This window comes from Isoptericola sp. NPDC060185 (assembly GCF_042728595.1).
In the GTDB taxonomy this organism is placed as follows: Bacteria; Actinomycetota; Actinomycetes; order Actinomycetales; family Cellulomonadaceae; genus Isoptericola.
The window spans coordinates 1-14,146 of record NZ_JBHWYY010000099.1 but is presented as its reverse complement, the minus strand read 5'-3'; the positions used below and the strand labels follow the sequence as shown (position 1 = coordinate 14,146).

Here is a 14,146-nt window from a genome sequence, read left to right as displayed (position 1 = left end):
GCCCGACCACCACGGTGGTCGGGCGCCGTCGTCGTCCGTCGTCGTCGCTGCCGTCGCCGCCGTCGCCCTCGACCCGACCGGCTCAGGCAGCGCGGCCCCACGGCCCAGCGGAACGCGCCCGCGAGGCGGTAGCCGCCGTCCGGCGTCCGGAACGGCGCCGCGGCGGCGACCACCACCGGGGCCAGCTCCGCCAGGGTGGCCGGGTCCTCCCCGAGCAGGACGCCGTGCGCCAGGGTGTCGTCGGCGGCGGTCTCCCACGCGACGTCGACGACGCCCGCTCCCACGACCTCGAGCCCGGCGCCGGCGAGCGTGGCCTCGAAGCCGCCCGGCCGGCGCAGCGGCCCGTCGTGCGGCGGGTCGTCCTCGTACGCCGCCGCGACGGCCCGCTCGACGACGTCGAGGTCGTTGCGCGCCCCCTCGGCCCATCCGGCCAGCCCCACCCGGCCGCCCGGCGCGAGAACGCGGGCCAGCTCGGCCGCGGCCTCGCCCAGGTCGTCGGCGAGCTGCAGGGCGTTCACCGCCAGCACGACGTCGAACGCGCCGTCGTCGAGGGGCAGGTGCTCCGCCTCTCCGACGAGCACCGTCGCCTCCGGGGCCCGCTCGCGGGCCAGGCGCACCATCGCCGGGGCCGGGTCGACCCCCGTGGCCCGCGCCCCGCCGCCGGCGAGCCGGGCGAGGAGCTCGCCGCTGCCGCAGCCGACGTCGAGCACGCGCGCCCCGGGCGCGACCCCGGCCGCCGCCAGCAGCGGGGGCCAGACCGGTGCCGCGACGCCGCCCCACAGGTCGGCCCATGCGGCGGCCACGGCCGACCACGCGTCGTGCGGCTCGGTCACGCGCCGTCAGCTCCGGCGACGCTGCGCCGAGGTCCAGTCCCGCATGCGCTGCGGGTACCCGGTGAACCGCACGTTGTAGACCGGGACGCCGAGGGAGCGCGCGACCTCGAAGCCCGTGCGCTCGTCGGGCACGCGGCGGCGCGTCCACTCCCCCGTGGTGGCGACGAGCAGCACCGTGGAGGGGGTCTGCGCGTTGGGCGGCTCGACGTACGCCTCGACCCCGACGCGCGTGCGCACGAAGTCCTGCAGGTACGCCACGGTCTCGCCCCTCGAGCCGGAGGTCGGCGCGGTGCCGGGGGCCGGGGACGACGACCTGCCCAGCAGGCGTCCCAGGGAGGTCCGAAGCGACATGGCGCGAGACTACCGCCGCCGTCGGCGCGATGTTCTGGAGACGGACCGGAGGTGTCCTGAAGGTCATGGAGCGGTCAGGTGTACCCAGCGTCACACCCACCGGCACCCCAGAACGATTGGGGCGCGCCCTCCCGAGGTGACAAGATGGCAGGCAGTGACCAGAACGCGGCAACCAGAGATGTCGCGGGCCGGCAGGACCGGCTCGCCTCGGCACGTCGCCTGACCCACTGATCGAAGGAGACTCCACAGGTCATGTCTGAGAACGTGCAGCTCCCTGCACTCGGCGAGTCCGTCACCGAGGGCACCGTCACCCGATGGCTCAAGGCCGTCGGCGACACCGTCGCCGTCGACGAGCCCTTGCTGGAGGTCTCGACCGACAAGGTCGACACCGAGATCCCGTCGCCGGTCGCCGGTGTGCTCGAGCAGATCCTGGCCGAGGAGGACGAGACCGTCGAGGTCGGCGCCACCCTCGCCGTGATCGGCGACGGCTCCGGTGCGGGCGCCGCCGACGCGGCCCCGGCCGCCGAGGCCCCCGCCGCCGAGCCCGAGGCCCCCGCCCAGCCCGCCGCCCCCGCCGAGCCGGCCCCGGCTCCCGAGGCACCGGCCCCTGCTGCTCCCGCCGCCGAGGCTCCCGCCGCCGGCGGCGGCGAGGGCACCGAGGTGACGCTCCCCGCACTGGGCGAGTCCGTCACCGAGGGCACCGTCACCCGCTGGCTCAAGGCGGTCGGCGACTCGGTCGAGGTCGACGAGCCCCTGCTCGAGGTCTCGACCGACAAGGTCGACACCGAGATCCCGTCCCCCGTGGCCGGCACCGTCCAGCAGCTCCTCGTCGAGGAGGACGCCACCGTCGAGGTCGGCGCCGTGCTGGCGATCGTCGGCTCCGGTGCCGCGGCTCCCGCGGCCCCGGCCGCGCCCGCCGCGCCGGCCCCCGCCGAGGCTGCTCCGGCCGCTCCGGCTGCTGCTGCCGCGCCTGCTGCGCCCGCCCCGGCGCCCGTCGCGGAGAAGCCCGCCCCGGCTCCGGCGGCCCCTGCCGCCCCTGCCGCTGCCCCGGCTCCTGCTGCCCCGGCCGCCGCGCCCGCGGCGAGCAAGGGCTCCTACCTCACGCCGCTCGTGCGCAAGCTCGCGGCGGAGAAGGGCGTGGACGTCACGACCGTCCAGGGCACCGGCGTCGGCGGTCGCATCCGCAAGGAGGACGTGCTCGCCGCGGCCGAGAAGGCCGCCGCCCCGGCTCCGGCTGCTGCCGCCGCACCCGCTGCGGCCCCGGCCGCCAAGGCCACCGTGCCGCCGGTCTCCCCGCTGCGGGGCACCACGGAGAAGATGTCGCGCCTGCGCAAGATCGTCGCCGAGCGCATGGTCGAGTCGCTGCACACGCAGGCCCAGCTCACCACCGTGGTCGAGGTGGACGTCACCAAGGTCGCCAAGCTGCGCGCGAAGGCGAAGGAGTCGTTCAAGGCCCGCGAGGGCGCGAACCTCACCTTCCTGCCCTTCTACACGCTCGCCGCGGTCGAGGCGCTCAAGGCGTTCCCGAAGATCAACGCCTCGATCGACCAGGAGAAGGGCGAGATCACCTACCACCCCGCGGAGAACGTCGGCATCGCCGTCGACACCGAGCGTGGCCTGGTGGTCCCGGTCATCAAGAACGCCGGTGACCTGAACCTCGCGGGCATCGCCCGCCAGATCGGCGACCTGGGTGCCCGCACCCGGGCCAACAAGGTGGGCCCGGACGAGCTGTCCGGCGCGACCTTCACGATCACGAACACCGGTTCGGGCGGCGCGCTCATCGACACGCCGATCGTCCCTGGCGGTCAGGTCGCGATCCTCGGCACCGGCACGATCACCAAGAAGCCGGCCGTCGTGACGGGCCCGGACGGCGAGGAGACCATCGCCATCCGCCAGTTCGCGTACCTGTTCCTCTCCTACGACCACCGCCTGGTCGACGGAGCGGACGCCGCGCGCTTCCTCACCGCGGTCAAGGCCCGCATCGAGGAGGCCGCGTTCGAGTCCGAGGTCGGGCTCTGACAGGCACCCCCTGACCGACGTCGAAGGGCGCCCCGGCTGCGGCCGGGGCGCCCTTCGGCGTTCCCCGGGAGCGATCGAGCGTGCGGGGTGGAGTTCGGTCAGGCGACCTCGGCCACGCGCCAGCCGCCGGGGGTCCAGGTGAGCCTGAGCGTCGCGGTGCGGGGGTCGGTCGCGGGCACCGCCGTGACGGTCCCGTCGGCCGCCACCTGCTCGTGCGCGCCGACCGCGTAGCGGACGACGACCTCCGCGGCCGCGTCGTCACGCTCCTGCGCGCGTGCCTCGTCGACGGTCACCTCCGCGCCGCGCACGCGCGTGCCCGCCTGCCGCACGTCGTCGACCAGCGCCGCGTCCGCGTCGTGCGCGGGCGACCCCGGCACGTCCACGTCCGCGAGCCCGACCGGGCTCGCTGCGCCGTCCGCCGCGCCGGACAGCAGCGCGACCCGGCGCCGGGTGAGCTCGGCCGCCGCGGCGGCGGGGTCGTCGCGGTCCTGGGTCGGGTCCGCCGCGCCCGTCGCACCGTCCCCCGGCGGGGTTGTCGCCGGGGTGGCCGACACGGTCGTCCCGACGGTCGGTGCTGCGGCCCGGTCGACGGCGTCGGCCGGCGGGCGCACCTGCACGACGACGGCCGTCAGCACCGCCGCGACCGCGACGGCACCGAGCGCTCCCAGCACCGGGCGCACGCGTCGGGCGCCCGGCCGTGGGCCCGTCGCGTGCCGGACCTCGCCGCGCTTCCCGCCCGCACCCGAACCTTTCGCACGACCCGTCCCGCCCGGTCTCGTCCCGCCCTGTCCCGTCGCCCGCCGTCCTGCCGGGAGGCGCCGGCTCGCGCGGGACGGCGCGGCGTTCGCCCTGTCCCCCGCGCGGCGGACGGCACGACGGCGCGACTCGGGCGCGGCTACAGGGGCCCGCGGGACGTGCCGCCGGCCGAGGGCCGCCGCCGCGAGGGCCGCCGGCTCGGGCAGGCGCACCGGCTCGGCCGGCACCGTCGCGTCGGCCTGGGCGGCGAGGGTCCCGGCCTCGGGCCGCACCCGGGGGTCGGGCGCGGAGGCCGGCGCGAGCACGGCACGCAGGGCGGTCGCGTCGTCGTCGCTGCGGTCGCCGAGGAGGTCGGCGACCAGGGCGGCGAGGGCGTGCACGTCGGCCGCCTCGCCGTCGTCGCCTGCGGCCTGCGGCCCGGGGTCCCCGGCCCGCGGGCGCAGCATCGCCGTGCCGCCCGGGTCCAGCACGACGTCCTCGGCGCCCATGACGCCCTGCCGCAGCCCCGCGCTGTGCAGGGCTGCGAGCCCCCGCGCGACGGCAACCAGCAGGCCCGCGGCCTCCCGCGACGTGAGGCGACCGCGGACGGCGAGGACGGACGGGAGATCGGTCGCGGACCCGCCGCGGCGCACTGCCAGCACGCCGTCGTCGCGCACGTCCACGGCGACCACGGGCTCCACGCACGGGTGGCGCAGCGCGGGCAGCGCGCTCACCCGGGCGAGCAGGGCCTCGCGGGCCGCGGCATCGGTCGGGATCGGCAGCGTCTCGGTCGGCACGATGCCATCGAACACCCTCGGGACGCCCCGCCCGCGCCGTCGTCCACAGGCCGGGGCAGGCCTCGACGAGCGGCTCAGAGCTCGCTCCCGCCGAGGGCGGCGCTCACAGGTCAGCGCTCACAGGTCGATGCGTCGCCCCTCGCGCGCGGAGACGCGGGCGGCGTCGAGCACCTCCGCGGTGCGCACGGCGTCGGCCGGGTCCACGGGTGCGGGCTCCTCGCCGCTCAGCCACGGCCCGAGGGCCCGGTAGAAGTCCGCGTGCCCGCCGGGAGCGGCCGGCACCGGGCGCTTCTCGCGCCCGCGGGTGACCCAGCCGACCGTGCCCTCGGGGGCGCCCTCGTCGAGCACCTCGAACGGGGACGCGTCCTGCTCGTACGTCGTCACGACGAACGCGCCCGCCGAGCCCAGCACGCGCGTCCGCGGCCCGGGGGCGCCCACCACCGAGCCGGCCCAGAGCCGGGACACGACCCCGTGCGGGCTGGCCGCGCTCCCGCCGCCGGGCTCGTGCTGCAGCACCAGGAAGACGTCGTCCTCGGTGGGCGTGGTGAGCCTGCGGGTCTGCGCCCAGACCGACTCCACGCGGCCGAAGAGCTGGGTCGCGGAGTCGACCAGGTGCGGGCCGAGGTCCAGGAGCAGGCCACCGCCGACGGGGTCGTTCTCCTTCCAGCGCTGGCGCGGCACGGGACGCCAGCGCTCCCAGCGACGCTCGAAGGTGTGCACGTCGCCGAGCTCCCCCGCGCCGATCAAGGCCGCGAGGGTGAGCTGCTCGGGGTCCCAGCGGCGGTTCTGGAACACGGTGAACGGCGTCCCGGTGGTGGCGGCCTCCTCGACGACGGCCCGCGCCTGGTGCGCGTCGAGCCCGATCGGCTTGTCCAGCACGAAGGGGATCTGGGCGCGTGCGAGCGCCGCCGCGTGCTCGGCGTGCAGGGGTGTGGGGCTCGCGACGACGACGAGGTCGTAGCTGCGCCGGGCGGCGATCAGCGCGTCGAGGTCGGACACGAGCCGCGCGCCCGGCCAGTCCCCCGCCGCCTGGTTGCGGCGCCCGGGGTCGCGCGCCACGACGGCCGTGACCTGCAGTCCCGCCTCCGCCGCCAGGCGCGCGTGGATCTCGCGCCCCGACCCGCCGTACCCGACGATCGCCAGCCGCGGCGGTGCCCCAGCCCCGCCGGTCGTGCCCGTCCCTGTCGCCTCGTCCGTGACCATGGTCCCCATCGTGCCCGACGCCGCGGCGCACGGCCGCCGGGCCACGCGGGACCGCCGGTTGCCGGCATCCGGAGGCTCCCGTAGACCGGAGGGAGGCCCTGCGGACGGGCCCCGTCGAGCGGAAGGGAGCAGACGATGGCCACGCGACTGAACCGGCCCGGCCTCGAGCAGGCGAGGGCGCTGGTCCGCGACGGCAAGGTGGTGCGCGACGAGCGCGACGACTGGAGCGAGCACGCACCGAGCACGGACGCGGAGAACCGCTTCGTCGAGCGCGAGGGCTGGACGGAGTTCCGGCACTGGCACCTCGGCGTCGACGACGACGAGAACCCGGAGACGAAGCAGGCGGTGTCGTTCCCCTACGGCGACCTCTCGAAGGTCCACCGCTGCGCGGTCGTGTCGCTCGAGAGCCGCGCCGGGCAGTACGACCACACGGAGATCCGCGACGCCGCCCGGCACCTCCTGGAGCTCATCGACTCAACGGGGTGACCCCCGCCTCCGCGCCGCGCCCCAGCCGCGCGGGCCACCAGACCCGGTCGCCGACGTCGTGCACGAGGGCGGGCACGAGGAGGCTGCGCACGACGAGTGTGTCGACGAGCACGCCGAACGCGACGATGAACGCGAGCTGCGCGAGGAACAGGAGCGGGATGACGCCGAGCGCGGCGAACGTGGCCGCGAGCACCACGCCCGCCGACGTGATGACCGACCCGGTCACCGCCAGCCCGCGCAGCACGCCCCGCCGCGTCCCGACGCGCAGGCTCTCCTCGCGCACCCGGGTCATGAGGAAGATCGAGTAGTCCACGCCGAGCGCGACGAGGAAGCAGAAGGCGTAGAGCGGCACCGCCGGGTCGGCGCCCGGGAAGTCGAAGACGTGGTTGAACATCAGCGCCGCGACCCCGAGGGCGAACCCGAACGACAGCACGTTCGCCGCCATCAGGAGCACCGCCGCCAGCACCGAGCGCAGCAGCAGCACGAGGATCACGAGGATCACGGCGAGCACCACCGGCACGATGGTCCGCAGGTCGCGCTCCCCCGCCACCTGGGTGTCGAGCCGCTCGGCGGCCGCGCCGCCCACGAGGGCCTCGGGGCTCACGTCGTGCACCGCGGTGCGCAGCGCGGACACGGTCTCGACGGCGGCCTGGCTGTCGGACGGGGCCTCGGTGGTGACGTCCACGCGGACCCGGCCGTCCACGACCAGGGGGTCGCCCTGCGCCGGTGCGCCCGGAGCCGTGGCGGGCTGGTCCGTGACGACGGTCGCCGCGGCCACGCCGTCGGTCGCCTCGGCGGCGTCGACGACGGCGCGGGCGTCCTCCTCGGGCGCCACGACGGTCGCCGGCTGCGCGGACACGCCCTCGAAGTGCCGGGTGAGGGCCGCCTCGCCGTCGACCGAGTCCACCTGCGTGAGGAACACCTCCGAGTCCCCCGTCCCCTCGGCGTCGAGCGTCGGGACGAAGGCCGCGCCCGCGGCCAGCACGACGGCGGTGACCACCCACACCGCCCGGTCGTGGCGGCCCACGAAGCCCGCGACGCGCGACCACACGCCGTGGCCCGCGACGTCGACGTGCGTGTCGTCGTCGGGCACCGGGGTGGGCACGACGACGTCGGTCGAGGCGTCGGACGAGGCGGAGTGCCGACCCACGGCGTGCGGGACCTTCGGCCAGAACACCCAGCGGGCACGGCGCCCGCCCACGAGCAGCATGGCGGGCAGCAGCGTCATCGCCGACAGGAACGCGGCGGCGATCCCGATCGCGGCGACGGGCCCGAGGCTGCGGTTGGAGGACAGGTCGGACAGCAGCAGGCACAGCAGACCGACGATCACCGTGCCCGCGCTGGCGGCGATCGGTTCGACCGACGCGCGCACGGCGCGGCGCATCGCCGTGTACGGGGACACCGTGGTGCGCAGCTCCTCGCGGTACCGGGCGACCAGGAGCAGGGCGTAGTCGACCGACGCGCCCACCACGAGGATCGACAGGATCCCCTGCGACTGCCCGTTGAGGGTCAGCACGTCGTTCGCCGCGAGCTCGTACACGACCAGGCCGGCAAGGCAGAGTGCCAGCACGGCGGTGAGGATCACGACGAACGGCAGCACCGGCGACCGGTACACGAGCGCCAGGATGACCAGGACGGCGCCGAGCGCGACGAGCAGCAGCACGGTGTCGATGGCGCCGAACGCGCTCACGAGGTCCGCCACGAAGCCCGCGGGCCCGGTGACCCACGCGTCCAGACCGGTGCCGGCGAGCCCGCCGTCGGCGGTGCCGGCGGTAGCGAGCGTGCGCAGCGCGTCGACGGCGAGCTCCGAGACGCTGGACTCGTCCTCGCCGACGTCCTCGGACGCCTGCGCGGCGTCCAGGGAGACCACCACGAGGGCGGCCTGGCCGTCCTCGGAGGGGACGACGACGGGCTCGGCGACGCTCACGTCGCCGACGGTGCGCGGCTCGTCGCCGGAGGTGCCCTCGAGCGGGGCGTCGGGGATCGCATCGGCGAAGGCCTGGACGGCGGCGAGCTGGTCGTTCGTCAGGGCCGACCCGTCCGAGGTCTCGGCCACGACGAGCGCCGGGAGCGTCTCGGAGTCGGTGAACTCACGGGCGAGCTCGGAAGCCTGCGTGGATTCCGCGCTCGCGGGCAGGAAGGCCGCGGCATCGTTCGTCTGAACGCCGCTCAGCTGGCCCTGGGCCTGGCCACCGATCGCACCGATGGCGAGCCACACCCCGATCGCTGCCAGAATGGCGAGGCCCCGGAGAAGTCCCGATCCGCGATTACTCAGCATGCTGAGTATCCTGCCTCACGAGGAGGTGCGCAGCAAGTGACCCGCGACGTGCCCGACGACACGCCCCCGTCCGACGCCCCCGGCTGGCCCGACCCCGTCGACCCGACGAGCGACGACCCCGCCCAGTGGCCCACGGGCCGGCTGCTGTTCACCGTGGTGCGCCGCATCGAGCACGACTGGAACGCCCACCTCGCGGGCTGGAACCTCAACCACGCGGGCTTCCCGGTGCTGCTGCACCTCTTCGCCGGCCCCCGCACGCAGCGCGAGCTGGCCGACCTCAACGGGGTCACCGAGCAGACGATGAGCAAGGTCGTCGCCCGGCTGGAGCGCGCCGGCTATGTCGTCCGCGGTGAGGACCCCCGCGACCGCCGGCGGCGGACCGTCGCCGTCACCGACGCGGGCCGGAGGGCGGCCGCCGAGGCGGGTCGCCTCCAGCCCGCCGAGGACCTCACCTCCCGAGGGCTCGACGACGACCAGGTCGCGAGCCTGCGTGAGATGCTCGTCACCCTCGTCCGCGCCCAACGCGAGGCCGACGAGGGCTAGCCTCGGCCGGGTGGACGTGATGACGCTGCCCGGACTGACCGACTACCACGAGGCGTGGGAGCTCCAGCGCCGCGTGCACGCCGACGTCGTCGCCGGCGACCGGCCGGACACCCTGATCGTCGTCGAGCACCCCGACGTCTACACGGCGGGGCGCCGCACCCACCGCGACGAGCGCCCCACGGACGGCACCCCCGTGGTCGACGTCGACCGGGGCGGCAAGATCACCTGGCACGGCCCGGGGCAGCAGGTCGTCTACCCGATCCTGCGCCTCGCCGAGCCGATCGACGTCGTCGCCTACGTGCGGGCGCTCGAGGAGGCGGTGATGGAGGTCTGTGCCGGGTTCGGCCTCCGGACGATCCGCGTCGAGGACCGCACCGGAGTCTGGTTCGCCGCCGACGCGGGGCGCCGCGAGCGCAAGGTGTGCGCCATCGGCGTGCGCACCGCCAAGGGCGTGACGATGCACGGCATCGCCCTCAACTGCGACCCCGACCTCAGCCGGTTCGACCACATCGTGCCGTGCGGCATCACGGACGCCGACGTCACCTCGCTGTCGATCGAGACCGGGCGCGACGTCACCCTCGACGACGTGCGCGCGCCGCTGGTCGACGCGCTCGCCCGCCACCTCGACCCGCTGCGCGCCGCCCCCGCGTCAGGGGCCGCGCCGGCGGGTGTTGCTGAGGTCACGTCCACACGGTGAGCAGGTCGCGGCGCCGGGGCGCGCCGCTCACGTACTCTGACGAGGTCCGGCGGTCAGGGTCCGCACAGGCCAGTCCCGCCGGACGTCCACCTGCTCGACGACGACCGGGAGACACCCGTGACGATCGCACCTGAAGGCCGCCGCATGCTCCGCATCGAGGCCCGCAACGCCGCCACCCCCATCGAGAAGAAGCCCGAGTGGATCAAGACGAAGGCCACGATGGGTCCCGAGTACCGGGAGCTGAAGGGCCTGGTCAAGGGCGAGGGACTGCACACGGTGTGCGAGGAGGCCGGCTGTCCCAACATCTTCGAGTGCTGGGAGGACCGCGAGGCCACGTTCCTCATCGGCGGTGACCAGTGCACCCGCCGCTGCGACTTCTGCCAGATCGACACGGGCAAGCCGGCCGACTTCGACGCCGACGAGCCGCGCCGCGTGGCGGAGTCCGTGCGGACGATGGGCCTGAAGTACTCGACGATCACCGGCGTCGCGCGCGACGACCTGGCCGACGGCGGCGCCTGGCTGTACGCGGAGACCGTGCGCCAGATCCACGCCCTCAACCCGGGCACCGGCGTCGAGCTGCTCATCCCCGACTTCAACGCCATCCCGGAGCTGCTCGACGTCGTCAACGAGTCGCGGCCCGAGGTCATGGCGCACAACGTCGAGACGGTGCCGCGCATCTTCAAGCAGATCCGCCCCGCGTTCCGCTACGAGCGCTCGCTGTCCGTGCTCACCCGGGCGCGCGAGGCCGGCCTGGTCACCAAGTCGAACCTCATCCTCGGTATGGGCGAGACGATCGACGAGGCCCGCGAGGCGCTGCAGGACCTGCACGACGCCGGCTGCGACCTCATCACGATCACCCAGTACCTGCGCCCGTCCCTGCGCCACCACCCGGTGGACCGCTGGGTGCGCCCGGAGGAGTTCGTCGAGCTGTCCGAGGCGGCCGAGGAGATGGGCTTCCTGGGCGTCATGGCCGGCCCGCTCGTCCGCTCGTCGTACCGCGCCGGCCGCCTGTGGGGCCAGGCGATGACCCGCCGCGGCCTGCCGATCCCGGAGTCGCTGGCACACCTCGCGGAGCCGACGACGTCGCGCCAGGAGGCCGCGAGCCTCCTGGCCCCCCGAGCGCACTAGACTTGACGACCATGGCCCGCACCAAGTCCGACGCCGGCGCGCCCGCCGACGCCACCGGTAAGCAGAAGAAGCCCAAGAAGCAGCGCTGGTACCACCAGGTGTGGGCCGCGTACCAGATGACGCGCAAGCAGGACCCCACGGTGACGTGGCTGCTGCTGGGCGTGTTCGTCGGGATCCTCGCGGTCGTCGCCGCCGTGGTGCTGCTCCTGAACGTGCCGACCGGCTTCAAGATCCTGTACATCGTCGTCCTCGGCATCCCGTTCGCGATGCTGGGCTCGATGTTCGTCCTGACCCGCAAGGCGGAGCGGGCCGCGTACACGCAGATCGAGGGCCAGCCCGGCGCTGCCCGCGCCGCTCTCGGCACGGTCCGCGGCGGCTGGACCTTCGACGACGAGCCGGTCGCGATCAACCCGCGCACCCAGGACTTCGTCTTCCGCGGCGTCGGCCGCCCGGGCATCGTCCTCGTCAGCGAGGGCCCGTCGCACCGCGTCCAGCGACTGCTGGAGGACGAGCGCCGCAAGGTGGCGCGCGTCGTGCCGAACGTGCCGATCACGCTGATCCAGTGCGGCAACGAGGACGGGCAGACCCCCCTGCCCAAGGTCGCCCGCCAGGTGCAGAAGCTCAAGCGCTCCCTCACCAAGCCCGAGGCCGACCAGGTCAGCAAGCGCCTCAAGGCGCTCGGCGGCGCCCGCCTGCCGATCCCCAAGGGCGTCGACCCGATGCGCGCCCGCCCGGACCGCAAGGGCCTCCGCGGCCGCTGATCCGCATCGGGAGCTCGACCACGAGATCGACCCACCCTCCGCGACACCGACCCACCGAGGGTCGGCGTCGCGCCGGGTGGGTCGTTCTTCGTGCGGGCGACCTGCGGACGACCTCAGCGGCGCACGAGGACGGTGCCCGCGGCGCGGTCGTGCAGGCCGCGGCCGTCGCGGTCCCAGACGACGGCGGGGATGACCAGGCACAGCAGCAGCGAGCGGACGAGACCCCGCACGAACCCGTTCGCCATCCCCTCCGGGGCGCCGAGAGTGCGGACCTGCATGCCCAGCAGCCGGTGGCCGATGGTGAAGCCGGCGGTGCTGACCAGCAGCACGTTCTCGAGCGCGAAGACGCCCAGGGTGACCCACGAGTTCAGCTCGGCGAACGTCGCCGGCGTCGTCACCAGGTAGGCGATGAGCGTCGCCACCGCCCAGTCGACGAGGAGGGCCACGGCCCGGCGCCCCAGCCGCGCCAGCGACCCCGGGCCGGTCTCCGGGAGCCCCAGCCGGCCGGCAGACCCGGCGTCGTCCCGGCGTCCGCCCTCGAGCCACGACCCGACGTCTTCTCGTGAGATGTCCTCCGGCGATGCCATGGCTCCAGGCTACGCGGCGCCGGGGGCGCGACCCCCGTAACCTGTTCGAAACAAAGGCGCCATGCCGGAGAAACGCCGCCGCCCTACGGTCGTGGTCGTCGAGCGGCAGGCCCCCGAGCCGCCGCGCCCGTCCTTCGGAACCGTCCGGCGGCCCCGACCGAACGGCACCATCCAGGCAAGGAGTGCATGCATGTTCACGAACGCCGAGGAGGCCATCGCCTTCACCCGTCGCGAGGGGGTGGAGTTCATCGACGTCCGCTTCATCGACCTGCCGGGCGTGATGCAGCACTTCAACATCCCCGTGGAGCAGTTCTCCGAGGACTCCTTCACCGAGGGCCTCATGTTCGACGGCTCGTCGATCCGCGGCTTCCAGGCCATCCACGAGTCGGACATGAAGCTGGTCCCGGACGTCACGACGGCGTACCTCGACCCGTTCCGCAAGCGCAAGACGCTCATCGTGAACTTCTCGATCGTCGACCCGTTCACCGACGAGCCGTACGCCCGTGACCCGCGCACCATCGCCGCGAAGGCGGAGGCGTACCTCAAGTCGACCGGCATCGCGGACACGGCGTTCTTCGCCCCCGAGGCCGAGTTCTACGTCTTCGACGACGTGCGTTTCTCGACGAACCAGCACGAGTCCTACTACCACCTCGACTCCGTCGAGGCGGCGTGGAACACGGGGCGCGAGGAGGAGGGCGGCAACCTCGGGTACAAGACCCGGTACAAGGGCGGCTACTTCCCCGTCTCCCCCAACGACCAGTTCGCCGACCTGCGCGACGAGATGTGCGCCGTCCTCGCCGAGGTGGGCCTCGACGTCGAGCGCGCGCACCACGAGGTGGGCACCGCCGGCCAGCAGGAGATCAACTACCGGTTCAACACCCTGCTGCACTCGGCCGACGACCTGATGAAGTTCAAGTACGTCATCAAGAACGTCGCCTGGCAGCACGGCAAGACCGTCACCTTCATGCCGAAGCCGATCTTCGGCGACAACGGCTCGGGCATGCACTCCCACCAGTCGCTGTGGCTGAACGGCGAGCCGCTGTTCTACGACGAGAAGGGCTACGGCGGCCTGTCCGACACGGCCCGCTGGTACATCGGCGGCCTGCTCAAGCACGCGCCGTCGCTGCTCGCCTTCACCAACCCGTCGGTGAACTCCTACCGTCGCCTGGTGCCGGGCTACGAGGCCCCCGTCAACCTGGTCTACTCGGCCCGCAACCGCTCCGCGTGCATCCGCATCCCGGTGACCGGCTCGTCCCCGAAGGCCAAGCGCGTCGAGTTCCGCGTGCCCGACCCGACGGCTAACCCCTACCTCGCGTTCGCCGCGCAGCTCCTCGCGGGCATCGACGGCATCAAGAACCGCATCGAGCCGCCGGCGCCGATCGACAAGGACCTGTACGAGCTGCCCCCCGAGGAGCACGCGCAGATCGCCCAGGTGCCCGCGTCCCTCGAGGAGGCCCTCGACAACCTCGAGCGCGACCACGAGTTCCTCACGCAGGGTGACGTCTTCTCCGAGGACCTCATCGCCACCTGGATCGACTACAAGCGCACCAACGAGATCGACCCGATCCGTCTGCGCCCGCACCCGCACGAGTTCGAGCTCTACTACGACATCTAGGCCCCGTAGGTCTCTGACCTGCACCGGGACCACCCCGGGGACCCTGCCGGTCCCCAAACGGTCCCCAGCACAACGCCAGGAGCCCCGCCCCCCGATGAGGGGGCGGGGCTCCT

13 protein-coding genes are annotated in these 14,146 nt (G+C 74.4%); 7 read left to right on the top strand and 6 right to left on the bottom strand.

The features are described from left to right. Both ACFWDO_RS19790 and ACFWDO_RS19785 read right to left on the bottom strand, forming a co-directional pair. Nucleotides 1-833, bottom strand: an 833-nt coding sequence (locus ACFWDO_RS19790) for a class I SAM-dependent methyltransferase (protein WP_380347123.1), incomplete at its 3' end; no start/stop codon positions are given. Between the two features lie 6 nt (nt 834-839). Beyond that, on the bottom strand, nt 840-1,184 hold the full coding sequence (locus tag ACFWDO_RS19785; RefSeq protein ID WP_380326979.1) for an oxidoreductase: 345 nt from the start codon (nt 1,182-1,184) through the stop codon (nt 840-842). Between the two features lie 252 nt (nt 1,185-1,436). Here ACFWDO_RS19785 and sucB point away from each other — a divergent pair, with 252 nt between their 5' ends. After that, nucleotides 1,437-3,203, top strand: coding sequence for a 2-oxoglutarate dehydrogenase, E2 component, dihydrolipoamide succinyltransferase (gene sucB / locus ACFWDO_RS19780; RefSeq protein ID WP_380326982.1), 1,767 nt, complete (start codon nt 1,437-1,439; stop codon nt 3,201-3,203). A 98-nt stretch (nt 3,204-3,301) separates the two neighbouring features. On the opposite strand, the gene ACFWDO_RS19775 is transcribed toward sucB, so the two are convergent. Both ACFWDO_RS19775 and ACFWDO_RS19770 read right to left on the bottom strand, forming a co-directional pair. Then, nucleotides 3,302-4,735 carry a hypothetical protein gene (locus ACFWDO_RS19775; protein WP_380324744.1) on the bottom strand — a complete coding sequence of 478 codons (1,434 nt, stop codon included), beginning with the start codon at nt 4,733-4,735 and terminating at the stop codon, nt 3,302-3,304. Nucleotides 4,736-4,852: 117 nt separating this feature from the next. Further along, the gene (locus ACFWDO_RS19770; RefSeq protein ID WP_380324747.1) at nt 4,853-5,938 is read right to left on the bottom strand and encodes a Gfo/Idh/MocA family protein; all 1,086 of its coding nucleotides are present in this window, start codon (nt 5,936-5,938) and stop codon (nt 4,853-4,855) included. A gap of 135 nt (nt 5,939-6,073) precedes the next feature. Between ACFWDO_RS19770 and ACFWDO_RS19765 the strand changes: the two genes are divergently transcribed. Continuing rightward, the gene (locus tag ACFWDO_RS19765) at nt 6,074-6,424 is read left to right on the top strand and encodes a hypothetical protein (protein ID WP_380324750.1); all 351 of its coding nucleotides are present in this window, start codon (nt 6,074-6,076) and stop codon (nt 6,422-6,424) included. Here the strand turns inward: ACFWDO_RS19765 and ACFWDO_RS19760 are convergent. After that, the gene (locus ACFWDO_RS19760; RefSeq protein ID WP_380324753.1) at nt 6,405-8,702 is read right to left on the bottom strand and encodes an MMPL family transporter; all 2,298 of its coding nucleotides are present in this window, start codon (nt 8,700-8,702) and stop codon (nt 6,405-6,407) included. The genes ACFWDO_RS19765 and ACFWDO_RS19760 overlap by 20 nt on opposite strands. Before the next feature lie 36 nt (nt 8,703-8,738). Here ACFWDO_RS19760 and ACFWDO_RS19755 point away from each other — a divergent pair, with 36 nt between their 5' ends. The 4 genes from ACFWDO_RS19755 (at nt 8,739) to ACFWDO_RS19740 (ending at nt 11,831) form a co-directional block, all read left to right on the top strand. Then, complete coding sequence (locus ACFWDO_RS19755; protein WP_380324756.1) at nt 8,739-9,245, top strand: MarR family winged helix-turn-helix transcriptional regulator; 507 nt, start codon at nt 8,739-8,741, stop codon at nt 9,243-9,245. Nucleotides 9,246-9,264: 19 nt separating this feature from the next. Continuing rightward, entirely contained in the window at nt 9,265-9,942 is a 678-nt protein-coding gene (gene lipB, locus ACFWDO_RS19750) for a lipoyl(octanoyl) transferase LipB (protein WP_380324770.1), read from the top strand. A 117-nt stretch (nt 9,943-10,059) separates the two neighbouring features. After that, entirely contained in the window at nt 10,060-11,070 is a 1,011-nt protein-coding gene (gene lipA, locus ACFWDO_RS19745) for a lipoyl synthase (protein WP_380324759.1), read from the top strand. An 11-nt stretch (nt 11,071-11,081) separates the two neighbouring features. Beyond that, on the top strand, nt 11,082-11,831 hold the full coding sequence (locus ACFWDO_RS19740) for a DUF4191 domain-containing protein (RefSeq protein WP_380324762.1): 750 nt from the start codon (nt 11,082-11,084) through the stop codon (nt 11,829-11,831). 113 nt (nt 11,832-11,944) lie between these two features. Here the strand turns inward: ACFWDO_RS19740 and ACFWDO_RS19735 are convergent, their stop codons facing one another. Next, nucleotides 11,945-12,418, bottom strand: coding sequence for an RDD family protein (locus tag ACFWDO_RS19735; RefSeq protein WP_380324764.1), 474 nt, complete (start codon nt 12,416-12,418; stop codon nt 11,945-11,947). Between the two features lie 190 nt (nt 12,419-12,608). Between ACFWDO_RS19735 and glnA the strand changes: the two genes are divergently transcribed. Further along, entirely contained in the window at nt 12,609-14,033 is a 1,425-nt protein-coding gene (gene glnA, locus ACFWDO_RS19730) for a type I glutamate--ammonia ligase (RefSeq protein WP_380324767.1), read from the top strand. The last annotated feature ends 113 nt before the right edge of the window (nt 14,034-14,146 follow it).